We start from the raw sequence: 23152 nt of genomic DNA, 5'->3' as shown, positions 1-23152 counted from the left end.
ATGAAACATCATGTCCTCTTTCTTGAAACATGAGTGAATCTATACTTTTTACGGGGCGCTGCAATCGCCATAGTTTGGTACACGATAAGTACCATGATATCGCTTATACTTAATATACGATATACGCCGGGACGGCGTTGAGCGCGGCGCTTTTATAAAAAAAACGCCGGTCTGGCGATCCGGCGTTTTTCAGATTTCAGTTTGTGAGACCGATCAGATCTGTTCGACCTGCTGCACTTCCGGCACGAAGTGACGAAGCAGGTTCTGGATGCCGTGCTTCAGCGTCGCGGTCGAAGACGGGCAGCCCGAGCAGGCGCCCTTCATGTTGAGAAACACGGTGCCGTTTTCGAAGCCACGGAAAGTGATGTCGCCGCCATCCTGCGCCACGGCAGGGCGAACGCGGGTTTCGATCAGTTCCTTGATGGTTTCGACGATTTCGGTATCGGCCTCATCGAAGAATTCTTCATCGCCATGGGCGGCTGCGGCGTCTGCATTGGCGTTGCCAGCCATGGCCGAGGCGCCCGACATGAAATGTTCCATGATCGTGCCGAGGATCGCAGGCTTCAGGTGCTGCCATTCGCCATCGTCCTTGGTGACGGTAATGAAGTCATAGCCGAAGAAAACGCCGGTAACGCCCGGAACGGCGAACAGCTTGGCTGCCAGCGGCGACGTGTTGCCGGCGGATGAAGCATCGCGGAAATCGGCGGTGCCTTCCGGCATGACCACCTTCCCGGGCAGAAACTTCAGGGTCGCCGGATTGGGCGTGGTTTCAGTCTGGATGAACATGCCAGTTCTCCGCTTTCAATTTTGGAACTGTTCTAATAATAGCGAAACCGCGCGGAAACAAGGGCTGTCGCTCTCAGGCGCGTTTCAGTTGCTATCAATATAGGGTGATTGCACAACAGTTGCAAATTCGTCAGGCCGTGGCGAAAAGAGTGATTTTCGAGTACCGGAGCGGAACGTACTTAAAGGTACGTGAGCACCGGAAGCCTCGCATAATCCCGAAAAGTTGCAGACTTTTCGGATCAGATTATGCGAACGCAAAACTCAAAATTGCTCTTTGCAGCCCGGCATCACGAAGAATGCAACTGTTGCGTCAGGTCACCGCATCAATGTCGTCATCGGTCAACCCTGCGGGAACAACGGTGACGGGGATGGGAAACTGGGCGCGGCCAGCCAGCGATTGCACGAGAGGGCCGGGGCCTTCCTTGCCGGAACCGGCAGCGAGAACCAGAATGGCAATGTCCTGGTCTTCCTCGATCAGGCTGAGCAGCTCTTCCGCTGTCTGGCCTTCACGGATGCTAAGTTCGGGTTCGATGCCCTGATCTTCACGTACGACGGCGGCGAATTTTTCCAGCGCGGATCGCGCTCGATCCTGCGCTTCGGCACGCATGATTTCGCCGACGCCCAAAATTTGCTGGAAATCGGAGTCATCAATAACGAAAAGCAGAATGAGCGAGCCGCTCGTGTTTTTGGCACGGCGTGCGGCATAGGCGACAGCGCGCCCGCATTCGGGCGTTTCATCGATGACGGCGAGAAATTTGCGTCGGTGACCGGATTCCCGGCTTAGTCGTTTGGATACCATGGCCGCAATTTGCCATCAGGATTGGCCGCCTGCAAGCCAGCATTCTTTGCTATGGCCCTGAACAGCAGGCAATTTCACAAAAACAAGGGCGACCGCAAAAAACCAGTCGCCCTTGGTGACGCTGTTGAAAATCAGTTCTGCAACCAGCCGATAATGTCGCGCACATCGCGCATGGTCTTCTCGGCGATCACACCTGCGCGCTCGCCGCCGTCCCGCAAAACGCTGTCGATATGGGCCGGATCGGCCACCAGACGGCGCATTTCATGGGTGATCGGCGAAAGCTTCGTCACGGCCAGTTCGGCCAGTGCCGCCTTGAATTCCGAGAACTGGCGCCCGCCAAATTCGCCAAGGATATCTTCCTTCGACTGCGAGGCGAGAGCCGCATAGATTCCGACCAGATTGTCCGCTTCCGGACGACCGGACAGACCATCCAGTTCCGATGGCAGGCCATCGGAATCGGTCTTGGCCTTGCGGATCTTCTTGGTGATCGTTTCTTCGTCGTCGATCAGATTGATGCGCGACAGGTCCGACGGATCGGATTTCGACATTTTCTTGGTGCCGTCGCGCAGCGACATGATGCGCATAGCCGGACCCGAAATCATCGGTTCGGTCAGCGGGAAGAAGCCCGAAACCTTCTCGTCGCCCACCTGCATATCCACGCCGATGCCAAGCGATGCAATACGGTCGGAATAGTCATTGTTGAATTTTTGCGCGATATCGCGCGTCAGCTCCAGATGCTGCTTCTGGTCTTCGCCAACGGGCACGGCGGTGGCGCGATAGAGCAGAATGTCGGCAGCCATCAGGCTCGGATAGGCAAAGAGGCCCAGCGAAGCATTTTCGCGGTCCTTGCCGGCCTTGTCCTTGAACTGCGTCATACGGCTCATCCAGCCGATGCGCGCAATGCAGTTGAACACCCAGGCCAGTTCCGCATGCTGCATGACACGGCTCTGGTTAAAGACGATGCTCTTCTGCGGATCAATGCCGGAAGCCAGAAACGCCGCCGTCACTTCGCGGGTGGATTGCAGCAGTTCAGCCGGGTCGGGCGACACGGTCAGCGCGTGCATGTCCACGACGCAATAAATGCATTCTTGGGTCTTCTGGACCTCGACCCACCGCTTGATCGCCCCCAGATAATTGCCGAGGTGGAGATTTCCGGTCGGTTGGACGCCGGAGAAGACAAGCGGTTTGAACGTGCTCATGGTTCTATCCTAAAAATGAACCCCTGCCGGTGGAGAGCAGGGGGCTTTGATGATGTGGCGTGTTTTCGCAGAGACGCAGAGGCGTTTCAAGGACAATTATGCGTCACTCTCGGGCTCTTTCTTGACCGCGCCGCGTTTGACATTGCGGCGGATCATGCCGGTATTTGCACCGCCGAGACCGAAGGCGAGGCCGAAATAGACAATCATCGCGGCAATCACCATGGCGCAGACTGTTCCGGCTCGAACGACAAAGGGCGCAGCGGAAGAAAGCTCATAGGCGAAATGGCCGATGGCATAATGAATGCCAAACGCCATGACGCCCGCCGCGATCAACAGGCGCGGAATGCGGGTGAGAAGCGGAATATCCTGTCCCCAATGGCCGCGTTTCACGAGCGTTGCAAACAGCAGAACGGCATTGACCCAGCCAGCCACGATTTCTGCTGTGGCGATGCCGGTCGGGCCGAGACGCGGGAACAGCGTGATGGCAAGCGAAACATTCACCGCGACGGAAATGGCCGCGAAGATCATCGGCGTACGCGTATCCTCGCGGGCGAAGAAGCCCGGAATAAACGCCTTGATCAGCACGAAGGCGGGCAGACCAAGACCGTAGATCGCCAGAATGTTGGAGACGACGATTGTGGAATCGGGGCTGAATTTACCGCGCTCGAACAACAGCCGCACGATGGGTTCCGACATGACGAGAAGCGCTGCTGCTGCGGGAAGCGTAAGAAACAGCGTGAACTCGACCGAGCGGTTTTGCAGGTTCGAGGCTTCCTTCATGTGGCCACCACGCAAGGCGCGCGACAGTTCCGGCAACAACACGGTGGCAACCGCAATGCCCACGACGCCCAGCGGCAGCTGATAGATGCGGTCGGCATAGACCAGTGAGGAAACAGCTCCTTCCATGCCGGAAGCGATGTTGGTGTTGATGAGCAGGTTGATCTGCGTGATGCCCCCGGTGATTGCGGCGGGCAGCGCCAACACCAGCAGCCGCTTGACGTTGGCAGTCAGGCGCGGACGGCGAAAGCCAATCTTGATGCCCGCATTGCGCACCGCGAGCCAGACGATGGCGAGCTGCACCAGACCTGCCGCCATGACGCCCCAGGACAGGCCGTAGCCGACAGTCAATGGATCATGACCGCGCCACCAGGCAAAGGCCAGAACGCCGATCAGGATGATGTTGAGGAAGACAGGCGCTATCGCTGCCGCGAAATAGCGGTGCAGCGAGTTGAGCATGCCGCCCATCATCGCCGCCAGCGACATGCAGGCGAGATAGGGGAACATGATGGTGGCGAGCCGCACCGTGTTGTCGAACTTCACCGGATCGTCCATGAAGCCCGGCGCAATGACGGTGCGCACGATGAAGGGCATCGAAAGTTCCATCACGATGGTGATGAACAGCAACACCGTGAACAACACGCCGAACACTTCTTCGGAGAAGCGGCGGGCGCCGTCCATGCCGTTCTTTTCGATTTCCTTGGCGAAAAGCGGCACGAAGGCCGAGTTGAATGCGCCTTCGGCGAAAAGCCTGCGGAACGTGTTCGGAAAGCGGAATGCTGCGTTGAAAGCATCGGCCACCGGGCCGGTGCCGAGCGCTGCCGCCATGAACATCTCGCGGGTGAAGCCGAATATGCGGCTCATCAGCGTGCCGGATGCCACCGTGGCGAACTTTTTGACCAGACTCATGCTTTTGAGAAACCTAACTTATGCTGCCTGCGACGAGCGGCCATTGGCCTTGCTGCCGTTTTCGCCGCTGAGCAACGCAAGAACCTTGCGCCGGATATTGCCCTGGCGGGTGGCGTTTGAAATCTTGTGACCCACGAGGTCCGTTACATAAAAACTGTCGATGACCTTTTCGCCGAAGGTCGTGATATGCGCCGAAGCGATATCCAGCGAAAGGTCGGAAATAAGGCCAGTCAGTTCCGACAAAAGGCCGGGACGGTCCAGACCTTCCACTTCGATGACGGTGAACTTGTTCGACAGCGTGTTGTTGATCTCAACACGCGGTTCCACGGTGAAGGCCTTGGCGTTCTTCTTCGGCTTGGTGCGCTTGGCCAGCACGTCGGGCAGATGCGCCTTTCCGGAAAGCACGTCTTCGATAACCTTGCCCACGCGCTCGGCGCGGCGGCGTTCATCCTCATCCAGATCGAATTCGCGGCTGATCAGGATCGTATCGAGCGCGCGTCCGTCGCCGGTGGTGAAAATCTGCGCATCGACAATATTGCCGCCTGCGGCAGCGCAGGCGCCGGTGATGATCGACAAGAGGCGCGGATGGTCGGGCGCAAGAACGGTGATTTCCGTCACGGCTTCGAAGCTCTGTGGCTTGGCCATGGTGGCAAGCGCGCGGCCCGCCCGGTCGGCTTCGCGGATGAAATGGGCGTGGCGCACCTGATCGTCTAGGCTGACGGTCAGGAAATAATTGATGTAATGCAGGCCAAGATAGGCGTCGCGCTCAGGCGTTGGCCAGTCGGAAAGCTTTTCGGCCAGCGCTTCACGGGCCTGCCGGTCGCGGTCGGCGCGTGAAAGCTCGGAGAAACCGCCGGTCAGCACCAGTTCGGTTTCATAGAAAAGCGTGCGCAGAAGCTGGCCCTTCCAGCCGTTCCAGACACCGGGGCCGACGGCCTTGATATCGCAGACGGTCAGGATCAGGAGCAGCTTCAGCCGTTCCATGGTCTGCACCGTGTCGCCAAAGTCGATGATGGTCTTGCGGTCGTTGAGATCGCGCGACTGGGCCACCATGCTCATGGTCAGATGTTCGCGCACCAGCCATTCCACCGTCTCCGTCTCGGAAGGGGAGAGGCCGAAGCGCGGGCAAAGCTTGCGGGCAATGCGGGCACCGGCAATCGAATGATCTTCCGGGCGACCCTTGGCGATATCGTGCAGGAGAAGTGCCACATAGAGCAGATTGCGGTCGCGCTTGATCGTGGTGATCAGATGGTTGGAAAGCGGATGCTCGTTTTCCAGTTCGCCATGCTCGATTTCCGACAGCACGGCAATGCAGCGTAAGAGATGTTCGTCCACCGTATAGTGGTGATACATGTTGAACTGCATCATGGCGACGATCTTGCCGAAATCCGGGATGAACTTGCCCAGCACGCCGGATTCGTTCATGCGGCGCAGGATCAGTTCGGGATTGCGCGGCGATGTCAGAACGTCGAGGAAAAGCTTGTTGGCTTCGGGGTTCTCGCGCAGATCGGCATTGATAAGCTTCAGCGAGCGAGTCAGTTGCTGCATCGCTTCCGGGTGAAACTCCAGCCCATGCTTGTCGGCCAGCTGGAAGATGCGGATGATATTGACCGGATCTTCCGAAAACACGTCGGGGCGCGCGGTGTTGATGCGATGGTTTTCGGAGACGAAATAGCCATCGGTCGAAAGCTTGCGCTTGCGGCGCGAAAAGGTGAGGAAAATGCGGTTGAAGCCCGGCACATGCTTGGCCTGTTCCTCTTCCAGCGCGGCGCAGATGATGCGGGTCAGGTCGCCGACATCCTTGGCCACGAGGAAATAATGCTTCATGAAGCGCTCGACATGGTTCTGTCCGGGATGCGCGGTATAGCCAAGGCGCTGGGCGATTTCCGGCTGAATGTCGAAGGAAAGGCGCTCTTCCGCTTTCAGCGTGGCGAAATGCATGTGGCAGCGCACAGCCCAGAGAAAATCTTCCGCCTTGTTGAAGATGCGCAATTCGGCACGTGACAGCACGCCGAGCTTGACCAGCTCTTCCTTGGTTTTGACGCGATAGAAATATTTGGCGATCCAGAACAGCGTATGCAGATCGCGCTGGCCGCCTTTGCCTTCCTTGACATTGGGCTCCACCAGATAGCGCGTCTCGCCCGCCTTGCGGTGGCGTTCGTCGCGCTCGGCAAGCTTGGCCTGGATGAATTCGGGCCCGGTATCCTTGACGATTTCCTCATCGAAGCGGGAGACGAGCGCGGTGAACAGATCCTTGTTGCCGGTGAGAAAACGCGCATCGAGAATGGCGGTGCGGATCGTCATGTCTTCGCGCGACAGCCGGATGCACTCATCGATATTGCGTGTCGAGTTGCCGACTTTCAGCCCCATGTCCCAGAGCATGTAAAGCATATATTCGACGACCTGCTCGCCCCACGGCGTCTGCTTGTAGGGCAGCAGGAACAGAAGGTCGATGTCGGAACCCGGCGCCAGCCCGTTGCGCCCATAACCGCCGACTGCGACGATGGCCATGTTTTCCGCCTTGGACGGATTGACCATCGGATAGACCTTGGTGGTTGCAAATTCGAACAGCGCCTCAATCAGCGTGTCCATGAGGTAGGACAGGCGTCGGGCGCACAGTGTGCCGCCGCCATCCTTCATTAGCAGCCCTTCCGCATTGGCGCGGCCGCGCACCAGCGCATCTTTCAACGCGTGCAGAACCACCTTTCGCACCGGAAGGCTCGTATAGCTTTCGTCGGTCGAATCCGCCAGCTCATTGAGCTTGCGACGGAGCGTTTCGGGATTGACGATCTCTTCCAGCTTCAGGTCGTGTGCGCTCATGCGGCTTGCAGGTCCGGCTTTTCGGGAAAGGAATTGCGGTGACAAGACTATCCTATAGCGGCTTTTACAATGGATGAATATGCAAAAGGAAAGGCCGGGTTTCCCCGGCCTTTCTGTTTGTATTTTCTAATGTTCAATTGGTCGCGTTATAGGCCGCGATAGCCGCCATATTGACGATATCGGAATCCTTCGCGCCGATGCTGACGATCTGCGCCGGCTTGTCGAGACCGACCAAAAGCGGGCCAATAATGGTCGCGCCGCCCAGTTCCTGCAACATATTGGCGGCAATCGACGCCGAATGATTGTCTGGCGTTACGATGACATTGGCGGGACCCGACAGGCGGATGAACGGATATTGTTCCATCAGCTTGGGGTTCAGCGCCACATCAGCGCTCATTTCGCCGTCGAATTCGAAATCGACATGGCGCGTGTGAAGAATGCGCACCGCTTCCTGAATGCGGGCCGAGCTTTCGCCGCCCATATGGCCGAAGGTCGAGAACGCGGTGAGCGCAACGCGCGGCACATAGCCCATGCGACGCGCCATGCCTGCGGCTTCCACCGCAATATCGGCAAGCTCGTCGGCGGTCGGCTTTTCATGCACGGCCGTATCGGCGATGAACACGGTGCGACCGCGGCAGAGCGCGATGGAAACACCAACCACGCGATGGCCGGGCTTGGAATCGACCACGCGGCGCACATCTTCCAGGCCGACCGCGTAGTTGCGGGTCACGCCCGTCACCATGCCATCGGCATCGCCCAGCGCCACCATGCAGGCCGCGAAATGATTGCGGTCATTGTTGATGAGGCGGTGGCAATCGCGCGCCAGATAGCCCTTGCGCTGCAATTTCTCATAGAGATAGTCGGCATAGGCCGAATTGCGGCTGGAAAGGCGCGCATTGATGATCTCGATGCCGGGGCGGTCGAGGTCCATGCCTGCGGCTTTGGCAGTGTCCTTGATGCGCTCGTCGCGACCGACGAGAATGGCCGTGCCTAGCCCCTGATTCACATAGGAAACGGCGGCGCGCATGACCTGCTCTTCTTCACCTTCGGCAAAGACGATGCGCTTTGGCTGGCGACGCACACGCTCGTAAATCCCGCGCAGCGTCGAGGCGATCGGGTCGCGTCGCGCCGACAATTCGCTCTTGTAGCCTTCAAGGTCGGTGATGATGTGACCGGCAACGCCGGTTTCAATCGCGGCCTTGGCGACGGCTGCCGAAACGGAAGCGAGCAGACGCGGATCGAACGGCACCGGAATGATATAGCTCGGGCCGAAGCGCGGGCGGCTGCCCTGATAGGCGGCGACCACATCGTCCGGCACATCTTCGCGGGCAAGCTCCGCCAGAGCATTGACGGCGGCGATCTTCATCGCGTCGTTGATCGTCGTGGCGCGCACGTCGAGCGCACCGCGGAAGATGTAAGGGAAGCCAAGCACATTGTTGACCTGGTTCGGATAGTCCGAACGACCGGTGGCGACGATGGCGTCATCGCGAATGCGGGCGACTTCTTCCGGGGTGATTTCCGGGTCGGGGTTGGCCATCGCGAAGATGATCGGATTGGGCGCCATGGCGCGCACCATCTCTTCGGTCAGGGCACCCTTGGCCGAGAGGCCGAAGAACACATCCGCATCTTTCAGCGCATCGGTCAGCGAACGGCGATCGGTCTTGACCGCATGCGCCGATTTCCACTGGTTCATGCCTTCTTCACGGCCCTGATAGACGACGCCCTTGGTGTCGCATAGGATGATGTTTTCCGGCGCAAAGCCCATGGCCTTGATCAGCTCGATACAGGCGATGCCCGCGGAACCTGCGCCATTGCAGACGAGCTTGGTCGTCTTCATGTCGCGTCCGGTCAGATGCAGCGAATTGATCAGACCGGCGGCAGCGATGATCGCGGTGCCATGCTGGTCGTCGTGGAAAACCGGAATGTCCATCAGCTCGCGCAGGCGCTGCTCGATGATGAAGCAGTCTGGCGCCTTGATGTCTTCCAGATTGATGCCCCCGAAGGAGGGCCCAAGATAACGCACAGCGTTGATGAAGGCGTCGATATCGGTCGTATCGATTTCAAGATCGATGGAATCGACATCGGCAAAGCGCTTGAACAGAACGGCCTTGCCTTCCATGACCGGCTTCGACGCCAGTGCGCCGAGATTGCCGAGGCCGAGAATGGCGGTGCCGTTGGAAATGACGGCGACGAGATTGCCCTTGGCCGTATAGTCATAGGCGCGCGCGGCGTCTTCCGCGATGGCCTTGACCGGCACGGCCACGCCCGGCGAATAGGCCAGCGACAGGTCGCGCTGGGTGGTCATCGGTTTTGTAGGGTTGATTTCCAGCTTGCCGGGGCGGCCCTGCGCGTGAAAGTCGAGCGCTTCTTTCTCACTGGCTGTGGGTGTGCGTTCTGGCGTGTTGCCCTTCGGCGTCGAGACTGGCATGTTCCCTCCGGAATCTTGTGCGGTCGCATTCGATAGCGCCAGTCTGGAAATGTGTAAACAGCGCTTTTGGGAATAGTTATTCATTCAAAAGCGAACGAATGCGTAATTTAATAACTTTGGTCGTGCAAAACACGCAACAAAATAAGGTTTTATAGCATGGACGTGCGGGGCGAAAACGACAAGCCGGAAGCGGAAGAAAATGCCGCACAGGAAACGGTTGTCCGTCTCACGCCCATGATGGAGCAGTATATCGAGATCAAGGCGGCGAATGTTGATTCGCTCCTGTTCTATCGCATGGGTGATTTTTACGAGCTGTTCTTCGACGATGCGGTGGAAGCGTCGGGCGCACTTGGCATCACGCTGACCAAGCGCGGCAAGCATCTGGGCGAAGACATTCCCATGTGCGGCGTGCCGGTCCATGCCGCCGACGATTATCTGCAAAAGCTCATTGCCAAGGGCTATCGCGTCGCCGTCTGTGAACAGGTGGAAGACCCGGCGGAAGCCAAAAAGCGCGGCTCGAAATCCGTGGTGCGCCGCGACGTGATCCGTCTGGTGACGCCCGGTACGCTGACGGAAGAAAAACTGCTTGATCCGTCGGAGGCCAATTTCCTGATGGCGCTTGGCCGCACCAAGGGAGACGGCGCGCTGGCGCTTGCCTGGATCGACATTTCCACGGGCACATTCCGCGTGGCGGAAACGACGGAAGAGCGGCTTTTTGCCGATATCATGCGCGTCGATCCGCGCGAGCTGGTGGTGGCCGATACGGCGTTTCACGATCCCGAATTGCGCCCGGCTTTCGATCTGGTCGGCAAGGCGGTGTCACCGCAGCCGGCAACCCTGTTCGACAGTGCGGCTGCGCAGGCGCGCATCCAGCGCTATTACGATGTGGCGACGCTGGACGGTTTCGGCCAGTTCAGCCGCTCGGAACTATCGGCCATTTCCGGCGCCATCGCCTATATCGAAAAGACGCAGATTGCCGAGCGTCCGCCGCTGATGCGGCCGGAGCGCGAGCATGAAGGCGGCACGATCTTCATCGACCCCGCCACGCGCGCCAGTCTGGAACTGGTCCGCACCATGTCGGGCAATCGCGATGGCAGCCTGCTCAAATCCATCGACCGCACGGTCACTGGCGGCGGGGCGCGGCTTCTGGCGGAGCGGCTCACCGCGCCGCTGACCGATCCCAAGGCAATCGCATTGCGGCTTGATTCCGTGTCGTCCTTTCTCAGCGAGCAGACGCTTTGCAACGGAATGCGGGCAGAGCTGAAAGGTGTGCCCGACATGCCGCGCGCGCTGTCGCGTCTGGCAGTGGGGCGCGGTGGTCCACGTGATCTGGGCGCGTTGCAGCGCGGTTTTGAGGCAGCGGGCACGCTGGTCTCGCTGTTGGAAGGCGCGCTTTTGCCGGAAGAGCTGGCTGCGGCGCGGGATGCGCTCGACGCCATGCCTGCGGCTTTTGCCGTGCATATCGACCGGGCGCTGGCCGACGAGCTGCCGCTGTTGAAGCGCGACGGCGGTTTCGTGCGCGAGGGCTACAACACCGAACTGGATGAAATGCGCGCCTTGCGCGACCAGTCCCGCCGGGTGATCGCCGGTTTGCAGGCTGACTATATCGAGGAAACCGGCATCAAGTCGCTGAAGATCAAGCACAACAATGTGCTTGGCTATTTCATCGAAGTGACGGCGAATAATTCCGGCGCGATGACCGATACGGATGCCGCCAAGGGGCGCTTCATCCATCGTCAGACCATGGCCAATGCCATGCGTTTCACGACGACGGAACTGGCCGCGCTTGAAAGCAAGATCGCCAATGCCGCCGACCGCGCGCTTTCTATCGAACTCGCCATCTTCGAAGAACTGACGGCGGAAGCCGTCTCTCATGCCGATGCGATCCGCGCTGCTGCAGCCGCACTTTCGGTGTTTGACGTTTCGGCAGCGCTTGCCGTGCTGGCCGAGGAACAGGGCTATTGCCGCCCGATGGTCGATGACAGCCTGTCCTTCAACATCGTGGCCGGTCGCCATCCGGTGGTGGAACAGGCGCTGCGCCGTCAGGCGGCCAATCCATTTGTTGCCAATGATTGCGATCTCTCGCCGCAAAGCGACGCTGGCAATGGCGCGATCTGGTTGCTGACCGGGCCGAATATGGGCGGTAAATCGACCTTCCTGCGCCAGAATGCGCTGATCGCGATCCTCGCCCAGATGGGTTCCTTCGTGCCTGCCGGCGCCGCGCAGATTGGTGTGGTGGACCGGCTGTTCAGCCGCGTCGGCGCTTCCGACGATCTGGCGCGCGGACGCTCGACCTTCATGGTCGAAATGGTGGAAACGGCGGCAATCCTCAATCAGGCGGGCGAACGTTCGCTGGTCATCCTCGATGAGATCGGTCGTGGCACTGCCACCTTCGACGGGCTTTCCATCGCCTGGGCAGCGGTGGAATATCTGCATGAGAAGAACCGCTGCCGGGCTTTGTTCGCGACTCACTTCCACGAGATGACCGCACTTTCGGAAAAGCTGGAGCGGCTTTCCAATGTCACGATGCGGGTCAAGGAATGGGACAATGATGTCGTCTTCCTGCATGAAGTGGCCAAGGGGGCTGCCGACCGGTCCTATGGCGTTCAGGTGGCACGGCTGGCCGGTCTGCCGGAAGCAGTCGTCAACCGCGCGCGTGATGTGCTGCACCAGTTGGAAGCTGGCGAAACATCCGGCAAAGCCGACAAACTGATCGACGATCTGCCGCTCTTCTCCGTTGTGCTGCAACAGGAAAAGCCGAAGCCGCAGGCATCGGCAAAGGACAGCGAACTGGCAAGGGCGGTGGCAGGCATCAGCCCCGACGAGCTGACGCCCCGTGAAGCGCTCGACCTGATCTATAAGCTGAAGGAACTGGCCGGGAAGGCGTGAGGGCTTTCTGAAGCCTCGCCCTTCGATCCTTCGACGGGCTCAGGATCAGGCTATGCTCCGCACCTCAGGGTGAGGGCGTCGAGTTTTTCTGCGAAGGGTATCCAGATGGTTTCCCCTCATTCTGAGGAGGCCCGTAGGGCCGGTCTCGAAGGGCGAGGGGAAATAGCTACAGACTACACGAAGCGGTTTGCTTCAGCGCCGTAATAGGTGATGTAGCGGCTGGAGATGCGCTCAATCGGCAGAATGATGAACACATCGGTTGTGCCGAAGGCCTCATCGATCACCGCGCCGTCGCCGATCATCGCGCCGAGACGCAGATATCCCTTGACCAGTGGCGGCATGGAGAACAGCGCAACCTTGTTGTTGATCGCTTCCTTCGGCATCAGGTCCATCGGCTGATAGCGATGCGGCAGTGCGCGCACATCCCAGTCGGACGTGGCGCGGCAATTCTGGTGCAGGAACGACAGGCCGAGTGCGTGGGCGGCAGGAACCGCGCCATGAAACGAAGCGCAGCCGAACATGACGTCAATCGAATGGCGGCGGCAATAGGCCCATGCGCCCTGCCACAGCAGCTCGACGGTGCGCTTTGAACGATATTCCGCCTTCACGCAGGAGCGGCCAAGCTCAAGCAGCTTGAGATTGGGGCGGGACAGCGCCAGGCGCTGCACGTCATATTCATCCGCCGAATAGAAACCGAGCGCCTTGTCGGCCTGATCGCTGCGCATCAGCCGGTAAGTGCCGACGATCTGCTGGTGCTCGGGGACCGGCAGGGCCGTGTCATAGACGAGAAGGTGATCGCAGATCGTGTCGAAACGGTCGGCATCGCGAAGCTCCACGGCCTCGATGGATTCCTTGCGCGCGCCCATTTCCTCGAAGAACACGCGGAACCGAAGTTCCTGCGCGGCCTCAATGGCCTCACGGGAGTTTGCAAGTCGCACTTCCAGCGAGCCGATACGTCCGAGAACGATCGGGTCTTCACCGGTTGCGAATAGCGCCTGTTGTGCTTCTAAGCCTGACATGACCGTATCATCAATGATTTGCTGGCCCATTCCAAGCAGTACTGTCATGATGATTCGCTCCTGATTTGTCTATTCACGTATTCCTGAACCTTTTCCCACCGATTAGGCAGTGGAATCGGCCTTCTCATTTATAGGTCGGCGGCGCAGCCTGAACTGCATCTGGCCGACGTACTAGAGAGCGAGTGCTACGTGAGGATGACAGAAGCGTGTCACCAATGTGTCATTTCGGCTGGGCGCCGCTTATCCCCTTCAAAAGTCTTTAAAATTACAGCCTTCACGTTATGCGAAAGCCCAATAACGATCAAGTTACCCGGGTGCCCGCAATATATTGGGCGTCATATGAGTGGCTTATCGGGCAGCGCGTTCGCGCCGCCAGCCGAGGAATTCTTCCAGAATGATCAGCGCCGCGCCGATGGTGATAAAGGTGTCGGCAAGATTGAAGACAGCAAACGACCATGTCGGCAGGTGGAACAGGATATAATCCACCACATAGCCATGCATCACGCGGTCGATCAGATTGCCGATGGCGCCGCCGATCACTAGTGCAAAACCATAGCGCGCAAAGACGCGGTCATGCGCATTGGTCCACCAGAGATAAAGCACGAAGACGATGACCGCAGCTGTCAACGCCACCAAACCCCAATCGTGCAGCCCGGCGAGCATGGAGAAGGCGATGCCTTCATTATGCGTGCGAAACAGCGCCAGAAACGGCAGCAGGTCGATCTGCTGGGCGTAGTCCATGCGGGTTTCGACCAGATGCTTGACGCCCTGATCAATCAGAACCGTGAGAATGACGACGAAAAGCGAGGACAGAACCGCGTGGCGCTTCATGACTAACCTCTTTCGTCGAGGGTAAGCGCCTCACGGCGGATTTCATAGAGCATGACGCCGGTGGCGATGGCGAGATTGAGCGAATCGGCGCGGCCTGCCTGCGGAATGCGCGCAAGCTTGTCGCATGCATTGGCGAGATTGTCCGGCAGGCCCTGCTGCTCATTGCCCATCATCAGCACGACAGGCTTGTTGGCATAGGGAATGGTGCGGTAATCGACAGCGCCCTTCAGATGCGTGCCGACGATCAGACCGGAGAAACCCTTGCGCCAGTTGAGGAAGTCATTTTCCGTCGTCTTGTAGAGCGGTACGGAAAAGACCGAACCCATGGTGGCGCGCACGGTTTCGAGCGAATAGGGATCGGTGGTGTCACCGATCAGGATGACGCCTTTTGCCCCGACAGCATCGGCGGTGCGGATGACCGTGCCGAGATTGCCCGGATCGCGCACGCGGTCGAGCGCGATATAGACATCATTATGCTTGGGCCTGAGGCTCGCCAAATGCTGGTATTGCTGTTCGAAAACGCCAACCACCACCTGGGGATTGTCGCGGCGGGTGATCGCGGCAATCACCTTTTCGGTCACTTCCAGCACCAGTCCGCCCTTGGCGAAGGTGCGGGCGGCGACCTGCTCGACCATTTTGTTGCCCTTGCCTGATTTGGCGAAAACCAGCGTCTTGATGCGCCAGTCCTGCTCCAGCGCGTCGATGACGAGCTTCAGCCCTTCGGCGAGGAACACGCCCTGCTGATCGCGGAATTTCTTCAGCGCCAGCGAGCGCAAATCCTTGACGATCGGGTTGGTCAGGCTGGTGACTTCCTTCACCTGACCGACTTTGGAGTGCCCACCTGAATGATCACCGCGCGAACCGCTGTTTCTGGAAAAATCGTCGTTACGGCTCATTTGGCTACCCAGCGGCTGAACATGGATGTTGAAAGCGCGCGCCCAGCAGAACGCTCACGCAGAATAAGTTCGCCCGATTCGACTGTGCCGCCAAGGCCGGTGAAGCGGTCGCGCATCAGCTCATGAATCGCGAAAAACGATGCGCGGATCGAATAGGCGGTCAGGATCACGGCGAGCGGCTTCGGCGTCAGGATCGAACGGCACGTATCGACCATGGCGGGCAGATGCTCGAACAACTGCCAGACTTCGCCGCTCGGTCCGCGCCCGTAGGCGGGCGGGTCAAGCAGGATAATGTCGTAGAAACTGCCACGGCGTTCTTCGCGCGCCACAAATTTCATCGCGTCTTCGCAAATCCAGCGGATCGGCTTGTCCGACAGGCCCGCCATTTCCTGATTTTCGCGCGCCCAGATGATGGCTTTTTTCGACGCGTCCACATGAGTGACTTCCGCACCGGCGCGGGCTGCAACCAGCGAGGCAACGCCCGTATAGCCGAACAGGTTCAGCACCTTCACGTTGCGTCCGGATTTCACGCCATCGCGGATAAGGCCATCCATGAAAGACCAGTGCGCGGCCTGTTCGGGAAATACGCCGACATGGCGGAAAGAGGTGAAGCGACCGTGGAAGGAAATGCCGTCATGCTGCATCGGCCATGTTTCGCCGAGCGGCACTTTCGGGAACGCCCAGCGTCCGATGCCTTCCTCGTCCGTATTGCCGGTGAAGACCGCATCGGCCTGATCCCATTCCTTTTGCGGCAGGCTGGGCAGCCAGATCGCCTGACCTTCCGGGCGAACGATGCGGTAGGGACCGTATTGCTCAAGCTTCAGCCCGTTGCCGCTGTCGAGCAGCGCATAATCGGCGGACGGTTCTGTTTCGAGGATGACCGCGAGTTTCTCGCCCGGGCGAGGGCCGGTATAGGGCTTGATTTCGCGCTGCGGGGCGGCGGGACGTTCGCGTTCTTCGGCGGCTACCGGCTTTGGCGCTGCCTTGGCAAATTGCGGACGCGGCTTTTTGAACGCCTGGCCTTTACCCGGATTGGCGGATTCAAACTTGTTTTCATGACGCGGCGCATCATGCTTCGCGCGTTCAAAACCGCGATCCTGTTTGCCACCCGACGGCTTTTTGCCTTTTCCCTTTGGCGCTTTCACCCGAAACTCCAATCACAGTGATTGCGGTCTAGGTAGGATAAACAAGGCCGGTGTGGAAGGGGAAAACGACGTTCTTTCCCGTGCGCAGGCCTTTTCAGGACCGGAAAACCCGGAAGTTTCGCTTCCGGGCTTGCGAAGAGGGGGCGTTTCAGGTGTTCGCGACCGATGTGTTGCGCCTCTCGGCGGCTTCTGCACGTTCCAGCAGACGGGCTGCTTCCTGCTTGCTGTCACGGACGCGGCGACGGTGCTTGCCCTGCGTCAACCAGGTCACCGCAGAGCCGATCACCACGCCGACGAGCAGCGCGCCAAACAGCCAGACGAACAGCGGCGCGCTGTAGGACAAGGCCGGATTGCCCGGATTGAAGGGATCAACCGTCAGGACCGTGGACGCACGATTGGCAACCGACAGCGCGATCAGAATGACCGCGAGCGGGACCAGAATGACGATTGCGACAATACGTTTTGCCAGCATGATCTTCTATCAGACGGCGCCGTTGAGACGGTCGCGCAGCTCCTTGCCGGTCTTGAAGAAGGGAACCCACTTTTCTTCCACATCCACCGTTTCGCCGGTGCGCGGGTTGCGACCACTGCGGGCGGGGCGGTTCTTGACCGAAAAAGCGCCGAAGCCACGCAGCTCGACGCGGTTGCCGTCCGCGAGTGCATTGGTGATCTCGTCGAAAACCGCGCCGACGATGTTTTCGACATCGCGCTGAAAGAGATGCGGATTGCGGCTGGCGATAATCTGAACGAGTTCCGATTTGATCACGGCTTTACCCCTGTTTCCTGTTATGTGCTGTCAGGCCTTGACGCCGGACATTGTTAGTTTGCTGAATTTGCATCTGGCGTTCCGTCAACGTGCCAAACCGAGAGAAGTCCGTCAAGAAAGATGCGATCCTTTGCTATCCCCTTGAGCATACTATCGGCTTCCTGCGGCAGACCGATCAGCCGCGCACCGGCATGGATGATGAGATCGCGCAGCGAAAAACCCGTTTCGGAGTTGACCGGCTTCCATTCAAGGCGTGGCAAGGTGGTGGAAACGCCCTTGGTGCCAAGCCAGGCCACGGCTTCGTCCTCACCGCCAAGCCCATCGATAAGTTTTTTCTCCAGCGCCTGACGGCCTGTGAAAACCGCGCCATTGGCGAGCGCCAGCGCCTGTTCATGCGTAAACGAGCGGCGCTTTTCCACAATGTCCACGAACCAGGCATAGGAATCCATGATCATGTTGCGGATCATGCCCTTGGCTTCGTCGCTGGCCGGGCTGAAATAATTGGGTTCCGCTTTCAGCGGCGCGGATTTGATGGTTTCGACTTTGACGCCGATTGTGTCGAGAAGCTTGGAAAGGTCGGGATACTGGAACAGCACGCCGATGGAGCCGATGATGGAGGTCTGCCGCGCCACGATATGGTCCGAAGCGCTGGCGATCATATAACCGGCAGACGCCGCCAGCGTGCCGACCTGCGTGACGACCGGCTTTTTCTCGGCGATCTTGCGCACGGCTTCAAAAATCGCTTCGCCGCCCACCGTTGTGCCGCCGGGCGAATCGAGAACCAGAATCACGCCCTTCACCGCATCGTTCTTGGCGATCCGGTCGAGACGCTTCAGAAGCTCCTCATTCTCGAAAATGGTGCCTTCGATGCGCACCTTGGCGATATGCGGCTGGGTGAGATTGGCGCCGCGCATCGACCATGAGGCGAAACCGGCGATCAGAACGGCGAGCAGAAGCAGAAAAGCCACGCGCCAGACGGTCAGCTTGCGGCGCAGCTTTCGTCTTTCGATCAGTGCCTCGGCGTCCTGGGCCATTTTTGTCCATCCAATCGTCTTTATCAATATGACCGGCCCCGAGGGGCGATCCTGAAAACTCTGGCGATCTTTGTGCCCCCAATTCAGTCGGGCGGCAAGAGCTTCGATCTTGCTACAGATTTCAAAGAGATAGTGCTGCACAACTGCATTGTCATGACATGGGGACGAAAGATTCTGTCTTTGGTCGAAAAACCGGGCTCATTTGCAAGTTTAGCGGCCCTGCGACGCGCTGTAATTCAAGAGCAATTTGTGGTATCAAAGAGTTGATTAGCATTCTACCTAATTAAGGTAGGTGCTGATTGTGATGAAATATCAATGGGGTAGACGTGCTTGTCTTTCATTATGAGGCAGGTGCGATATTTTGTGTCGCCTTCTTGCTATTGAGCATCCGATCAAATTATCCCAAATAAACCATATTAAAATGAAAAAGCGCCTATTGATTGCAGGGAATGGACCTTACATCGGGCGTGCGCCTGTCTTCTGGGTGGGTGTTTCTCGACCGTAAGTTTATTGACCGGAAGTTTCTTGAATTGAGTGCCGTGGATTATCTGAAGGACGTCATGACAACCGACACCACAAACAGCCCCGTTGCGCAGACCGCAGCCCCTTCCGGGCGCGGCAAGGGCGGCGTGCGTTTTGGTGCGTCCCAGAAGGCCGAGTCGCTTTTTCATGCCGCGCAGCGCCATTCGATCCGGGTGCGGGTGTTGAAAACCGCCCTGCCGGTCGCGGCCGTCGCGCTTGCGGCGGTGTTTTCCTGGTACACATTTCTGGCAACGCCAGCGACCCCGATCAAGGTCGAGATGAATACGGGCGGCGAGAACGGCAAGCTCGTCATGGCCAGCCCGCATCTCAACGGTTACACCAAGGACAACAAGCCCTATTCGATGACCGCCTCCAAGGCGACGCAGGATGCCAAAAATAGCGGCGTCATCACCCTGGAAGGCATTCAGGCGGAACTGCCGGTCGGTGAAAGAGGCACGGCAAAGGTCGAGGCGGCCTCCGGCATTTACGATAATGCCAATGGTCGTTTGCAACTTGATAAGGACTTTGTCGTAACCACGAATGAAGGTTTGCGTGCGGTGATGCGTTCGGCAGATGTCAATCTGAAGAGCGGGCAGATCACAACCGACAAGCCGGTCGATATTCGCAGCGGAAATACGCATATTCTGGCCGATACCATGCAGGTCAAGGACAACGGCAAGGTTCTGATTTTTGAGAACCGCGTTCAGATGACCGTTGACGGCAGCGTGGTTTCGGGAAACAAGGCGCCCTGACCGGGTGCAAAAGAACGGCATATCCGGCGTTCAGCCCCATTTTCGGGCCTGGCGCGGATTTGTTTTTTATACGCATTTTGCAAAGCCTTATGTTCCCATTTGGCGTCAAAGTGCTTAATGTTGCATCTGGAGGCAGGTTGTTTACATCATGACGCCTGCATTCGGGGACTGAATTTATGGAACGTGAGACGGGCAAGATGATCAAGGGCACTATGGCTCGCACGATGCGGGCAGGATTCGCAGTTCTGGCGCTTGGCATCGTTGCCGCTCCTTTTGCCGCTTCCGCACAGGAAGCCGCAGGCGGCGCAGTGAACGGCCTCAAGCTTTCCAACAGCAAGGCACCGGTCAAGATCGATGCCGACAAGCTGGAAATGCGCGACAAGGAAGGCGTTGCGGTTTTCACCGGCAATGTTTCTGTGGCGCAGGGCGACGCGCTGTTGAAGGCAGGTCTGATGACTGTCTATTACAACAAGGCGGCCAAGGACGGCGAAGCCCCGAAGGAACCGGCAAGCGCCGGTGTCGGTGGCCTTGATTCGTCGAGCATCGATCACATCGATATATCCGGCAAGGTTTACCTGAAGTCGGGCACGCAGGTCGCGACCGGCGATACCGGTCGTTACGACGCAAAAAACCAGATCATGATTCTCGAAGGCTCGAAGGTCGTTCTGACGGATGGTGACAATGTCGTCACCGGTTGCAAGCTGACGGCGCATCTCGATACGGGCCGCGCCAATGTCGAAAGCTGCAAGAGCGGCGCGAACAGCAAGGGCCGCGTGTCGATCATCATGGCGCCGAAGGATCAACAGCAGGGCGGTGCCGCGCCCAAGCAGAACTGACCGGAGCACGTGTGGGATTGTTCTGGAACAAGAAAGACGGCGAGCCGCAAGCGGTTGCCGAGAGTGTCGGCTCTTCGGGTGAACCTCATGGCGCCATGCCAGCACAGCCGGGCAAGACGGCGCGCCTGAAGGGCACGCTGGTCGCGCGCGGCCTCTGCAAGAGCTATCGTGGTCGTCAGGTCGTCAATGGCGTGTCGTTCGGCGTGCGCGCTGGCGAGGCGGTTGGCATCCTCGGCCCCAACGGTGCGGGCAAGACCACCTGTTTCTATATGGTGACGGGTCTGGTTCCAGCCGATGCCGGTTCTATCGAAATCGACGGTTTCGACGTGACATCCATGCCGATGTATCGCCGTTCGCGTCTTGGTATCGGCTATCTGCCGCAGGAAGCCTCGATTTTCCGTGGCCTTTCGGTCGAGAACAATATCAAGGCCGTGCTTGAAGTGGTCGAAAAGGACCGCAAGAAGCGCGCTTCCGAACTCGACGCGCTGCTCGAAGAATTCCATATCGCGCATCTGCGCAAGGCGCCCGCCATCTCGCTGTCGGGCGGTGAGCGCCGCCGTCTGGAAATTGCCCGCGCGCTTGCCTCGCGCCCGAATTTCATGCTGCTCGATGAGCCTTTCGCGGGCGTCGATCCCATCGCGGTTTCCGATATTCAGCAGCTGGTGCGCCATCTGACCAGTCGCGGCATCGGTGTTCTCATCACCGACCACAATGTGCGTGAAACGCTCGGTCTGATCGATCGCGCCTATATCATCCATGCCGGTCAGGTGCTGACTCATGGCCGCCCGGCCGAGATCGTCGCCAATCCTGACGTCCGTCGTCTCTATCTTGGCGATCAGTTCACGCTCTAAGTTTTCCCTGACGACACAATAATCTGGCCCGAAAGCTTCGGCTTTCGGGTCTTTTGAAGCTGGCTCCGTTACAGCCGCTCTAAAAAACCCGTCAATATTGCGACTATTTTCCTCATTTGTCCCAAAACTGCACATTCTGAATTGACAAGCAAGGTTCATACCAGTTTTGATCGGGAAGAAGCGCCGGTCAGAAAGATCGGCTGAAAATAGCGGCTCAGGGTTCGGTCGACCAGTCGTTCGCAGGGGGAATTAACGCGTCGTATGGCTCTGTCGCCTAAGCTCGATTTTCGTCAGTCACAATCGCTGGTGATGACGCCTCAGCTGATGCAGTCGATCAAACTGCTGCAGATGACGCATCTTGAGCTTGAACATTTTCTCGATCTGGAAATCGAAAAAAATCCGCTGCTGGACAGAATAGAGGCAGCAAATGATGATTTTTCCGGCGCTGACGCGGCGCGGGATGATGACCGTTCTGCCGCAAGTGATGATGGAACGGATGATGGGGCCTTCGACGAAGCGCAGGCGGATTGGTTCAAGACCGACGCGCCGGACGCAGCTGAAAATCTCTCCACCACCTTCGACAGCTCGCTGGAGAATATCTTTCCCGATGATCCGGGGCGCTATGACGAGATCAATCCAGACCTTGCCGCCCAATGGAAATCGTCGACCCTCGACGCCTATAGTGGCGGCAGCGGTGGCGGATATGATCTCGATCAGGTGACGGCGAGCCGGGTCTCGCTGGCTGACTTTGTGGGCGAGCAGATTGCCCTGACCTTTCCGAAAACCTCCGACCGTTTCATCGCGATGGCTCTTGCCGATGCGCTGGACGAAAGCGGCTATCTGCGGGGCGATATTATCGGTCTGGCGCAAAATCTCGGCGTCGAGACCTCGGAGGTCGAACGAGTGCTGGCGATCCTGCAAAGCTTTGATCCGCCTGGAATTTTTTGCACGCGATCTGCGCGAGTGCCTTGCGATTCAGCTGCGCCTGAAAGACCGCTTCGATCCAGCCATGGCAGCGCTGGTGGACAATCTCGACCTTTTGGCGCGACGGGATTTTGCGACGCTGAAAAAGCTCTGTGGGGTTGATCAGGCTGACATTCTCGACATGCTGTCTGAAATCCGTACGCTGGACCCGAAGCCCGGCGCTTTGTTCGAGGTGGCGGTGGCCGACGCCATCGTGCCGGATGCGGTGGTGACGCCGTCACGTGACGGAGGCTGGGCGATTGAACTCAATCCGGCGGCCATGCCGAGGCTTATTGTCAACAATGAATATTATGCGGAAGTCAGCGGATCGGTAAAGGCTGAGGAAAAGACGTTTTTGGCCGATTGCATGCAGACGGCAAGCTGGCTGGTGCGCAGCCTCGATCAGCGCGCGCGAACCATTTTGAAGGTGACGCAGGAAATTGTGCGCCAGCAGGACGGATTTCTGCGTCAGGGCGTGACCCATCTCAAGCCCTTGAACCTGCGCATGGTCGCCGATGCGGTGGGTATGCATGAATCCACCATCAGCCGCGTGACCGCCAACAAGTTCATGGAAACGCCGCGCGGCGTGTTCGAATTGCGCTATTTCTTCACGGCTTCCATCGCCTCTTCGGAGGGCGGTGACGCCCATTCTTCTGAAAGCGTGCGGCATCGTATTCGCCAGATGATCGACGCCGAAAAGCCCGATGATGTGCTGTCTGACGATGCAATTGTTGATGCGTTGAAGAAGGACGGTGTGGATATTGCGCGCAGAACGGTCGCAAAATATCGGGAATCGATGAATATTGCTTCATCGGTTCAGCGCAGGCGTGAAAAGAAAGCCAAGCTTTCTGTTTCTTAGAACGCATCCCGGAACGCGAAGCAGTTTTCGGAAAAGATGTGTGTCAAAACAACTGTTTAAACCACCGGTTC

Annotated in this window: 17 protein-coding genes and 1 pseudogene; 5 read left to right on the top strand and 13 right to left on the bottom strand. The window is 58.5% G+C overall.

Annotation, left to right across the window (positions count from 1 at the left end; genetic code table 11):
* Positions 1 to 213: 213 nt before the first annotated feature.
* The 6 genes from QLQ11_RS07520 to QLQ11_RS07495 form a co-directional block, all read right to left on the bottom strand.
* Complete coding sequence (locus QLQ11_RS07520; RefSeq protein WP_109368170.1) at positions 214 to 786, bottom strand: NifU family protein; 573 nt, start codon at positions 784 to 786, stop codon at positions 214 to 216.
* 310 nt (positions 787 to 1096) lie between these two features.
* A complete protein-coding gene (locus QLQ11_RS07515) occupies positions 1097 to 1585 on the bottom strand; it encodes a universal stress protein (protein ID WP_109368171.1) in 489 nt (162 codons plus the stop codon).
* Positions 1586 to 1716: 131 nt separating this feature from the next.
* Complete coding sequence (gene trpS / locus QLQ11_RS07510; protein ID WP_109368172.1) at positions 1717 to 2784, bottom strand: tryptophan--tRNA ligase; 1068 nt, start codon at positions 2782 to 2784, stop codon at positions 1717 to 1719.
* 96 nt (positions 2785 to 2880) lie between these two features.
* Positions 2881 to 4470, bottom strand: coding sequence for a murein biosynthesis integral membrane protein MurJ (murJ, locus tag QLQ11_RS07505; protein WP_109368173.1), 1590 nt, complete (start codon positions 4468 to 4470; stop codon positions 2881 to 2883).
* 18 nt (positions 4471 to 4488) lie between these two features.
* Entirely contained in the window at positions 4489 to 7290 is a 2802-nt protein-coding gene (locus tag QLQ11_RS07500; protein WP_109368174.1) for a [protein-PII] uridylyltransferase, read from the bottom strand.
* A 133-nt stretch (positions 7291 to 7423) separates the two neighbouring features.
* Positions 7424 to 9718, bottom strand: a complete 2295-nt coding sequence (locus QLQ11_RS07495; RefSeq protein ID WP_109368175.1) for an NADP-dependent malic enzyme — start codon at positions 9716 to 9718, stop codon at positions 7424 to 7426.
* A 156-nt stretch (positions 9719 to 9874) separates the two neighbouring features.
* On the opposite strand from QLQ11_RS07495, the gene mutS reads away from it, so the two are divergent.
* Entirely contained in the window at positions 9875 to 12607 is a 2733-nt protein-coding gene (gene mutS / locus QLQ11_RS07490; protein WP_109368176.1) for a DNA mismatch repair protein MutS, read from the top strand.
* A 173-nt stretch (positions 12608 to 12780) separates the two neighbouring features.
* Here the strand turns inward: mutS and QLQ11_RS07485 are convergent, their stop codons facing one another.
* The 7 genes from QLQ11_RS07485 to sppA form a co-directional block, all read right to left on the bottom strand.
* The gene (locus QLQ11_RS07485) at positions 12781 to 13674 is read right to left on the bottom strand and encodes a GNAT family N-acetyltransferase (protein ID WP_181376067.1); all 894 of its coding nucleotides are present in this window, start codon (positions 13672 to 13674) and stop codon (positions 12781 to 12783) included.
* 300 nt (positions 13675 to 13974) lie between these two features.
* The gene (gene lspA / locus QLQ11_RS07480; protein ID WP_109368177.1) at positions 13975 to 14457 is read right to left on the bottom strand and encodes a signal peptidase II; all 483 of its coding nucleotides are present in this window, start codon (positions 14455 to 14457) and stop codon (positions 13975 to 13977) included.
* A gap of 2 nt (positions 14458 to 14459) precedes the next feature.
* The gene (locus QLQ11_RS07475) at positions 14460 to 15353 is read right to left on the bottom strand and encodes an RNA methyltransferase (protein WP_109368178.1); all 894 of its coding nucleotides are present in this window, start codon (positions 15351 to 15353) and stop codon (positions 14460 to 14462) included.
* The gene (locus QLQ11_RS07470) at positions 15350 to 16498 is read right to left on the bottom strand and encodes a class I SAM-dependent methyltransferase (protein WP_283736016.1); all 1149 of its coding nucleotides are present in this window, start codon (positions 16496 to 16498) and stop codon (positions 15350 to 15352) included. Before QLQ11_RS07470 ends, QLQ11_RS07475 begins: the two co-directional genes overlap by 4 nt.
* A 148-nt stretch (positions 16499 to 16646) precedes the next feature.
* Positions 16647 to 16970: a lipopolysaccharide assembly protein LapA domain-containing protein gene (locus tag QLQ11_RS07465; protein WP_109368180.1), complete on the bottom strand. Its 324-nt coding sequence runs from the start codon at positions 16968 to 16970 to the stop codon at positions 16647 to 16649.
* 9 nt (positions 16971 to 16979) lie between these two features.
* Entirely contained in the window at positions 16980 to 17264 is a 285-nt protein-coding gene (locus tag QLQ11_RS07460) for an integration host factor subunit beta (protein WP_061344837.1), read from the bottom strand.
* A gap of 53 nt (positions 17265 to 17317) precedes the next feature.
* Positions 17318 to 18298: a signal peptide peptidase SppA gene (gene sppA, locus QLQ11_RS07455; protein ID WP_109368181.1), complete on the bottom strand. Its 981-nt coding sequence runs from the start codon at positions 18296 to 18298 to the stop codon at positions 17318 to 17320.
* Positions 18299 to 18858: 560 nt separating this feature from the next.
* Here sppA and lptC point away from each other — a divergent pair.
* From lptC to rpoN, 4 genes and pseudogenes are all read left to right on the top strand, one after another.
* Positions 18859 to 19572, top strand: coding sequence for an LPS export ABC transporter periplasmic protein LptC (lptC, locus tag QLQ11_RS07450; protein ID WP_109370146.1), 714 nt, complete (start codon positions 18859 to 18861; stop codon positions 19570 to 19572).
* A gap of 176 nt (positions 19573 to 19748) precedes the next feature.
* Positions 19749 to 20408: an LptA/OstA family protein gene (locus QLQ11_RS07445; protein ID WP_109368182.1), complete on the top strand. Its 660-nt coding sequence runs from the start codon at positions 19749 to 19751 to the stop codon at positions 20406 to 20408.
* A gap of 11 nt (positions 20409 to 20419) precedes the next feature.
* The gene (gene lptB, locus QLQ11_RS07440) at positions 20420 to 21259 is read left to right on the top strand and encodes an LPS export ABC transporter ATP-binding protein (protein ID WP_109368183.1); all 840 of its coding nucleotides are present in this window, start codon (positions 20420 to 20422) and stop codon (positions 21257 to 21259) included.
* Between the two features lie 261 nt (positions 21260 to 21520).
* Positions 21521 to 23081: pseudogene (rpoN, locus tag QLQ11_RS07435) on the top strand (RNA polymerase factor sigma-54).
* The last annotated feature ends 71 nt before the right edge of the window (positions 23082 to 23152 follow it).

Source organism: Ochrobactrum sp. SSR, assembly GCF_030067775.1.
Taxonomy (GTDB): Bacteria; Pseudomonadota; Alphaproteobacteria; order Rhizobiales; family Rhizobiaceae; genus Brucella; species Brucella teleogrylli.
This window is presented reverse-complemented; position numbering and strand designations above follow the sequence as displayed.

Coding starts and splice junctions, on each gene's coding strand:
- QLQ11_RS07465 (WP_109368180.1), bottom strand. CDS start 16,970: ATGCTGGCAAAACGTATTGTCGCAATCGTCATTCTGGTCCCGCTCGCG.
- QLQ11_RS07515 (WP_109368171.1), bottom strand. CDS start 1,585: ATGGTATCCAAACGACTAAGCCGGGAATCCGGTCACCGACGCAAATTT.
- QLQ11_RS07495 (WP_109368175.1), bottom strand. CDS start 9,718: ATGCCAGTCTCGACGCCGAAGGGCAACACGCCAGAACGCACACCCACA.
- murJ (WP_109368173.1), bottom strand. CDS start 4,470: ATGAGTCTGGTCAAAAAGTTCGCCACGGTGGCATCCGGCACGCTGATG.
- QLQ11_RS07520 (WP_109368170.1), bottom strand. CDS start 786: ATGTTCATCCAGACTGAAACCACGCCCAATCCGGCGACCCTGAAGTTT.
- QLQ11_RS07475 (WP_109368178.1), bottom strand. CDS start 15,353: ATGAGCCGTAACGACGATTTTTCCAGAAACAGCGGTTCGCGCGGTGAT.
- QLQ11_RS07500 (WP_109368174.1), bottom strand. CDS start 7,290: ATGAGCGCACACGACCTGAAGCTGGAAGAGATCGTCAATCCCGAAACG.
- lspA (WP_109368177.1), bottom strand. CDS start 14,457: ATGAAGCGCCACGCGGTTCTGTCCTCGCTTTTCGTCGTCATTCTCACG.
- mutS (WP_109368176.1), top strand. CDS start 9,875: ATGGACGTGCGGGGCGAAAACGACAAGCCGGAAGCGGAAGAAAATGCC.
- QLQ11_RS07445 (WP_109368182.1), top strand. CDS start 19,749: ATGGAACGTGAGACGGGCAAGATGATCAAGGGCACTATGGCTCGCACG.
- trpS (WP_109368172.1), bottom strand. CDS start 2,784: ATGAGCACGTTCAAACCGCTTGTCTTCTCCGGCGTCCAACCGACCGGA.
- sppA (WP_109368181.1), bottom strand. CDS start 18,298: ATGGCCCAGGACGCCGAGGCACTGATCGAAAGACGAAAGCTGCGCCGC.
- QLQ11_RS07485 (WP_181376067.1), bottom strand. CDS start 13,674: ATGACAGTACTGCTTGGAATGGGCCAGCAAATCATTGATGATACGGTC.
- lptC (WP_109370146.1), top strand. CDS start 18,859: ATGACAACCGACACCACAAACAGCCCCGTTGCGCAGACCGCAGCCCCT.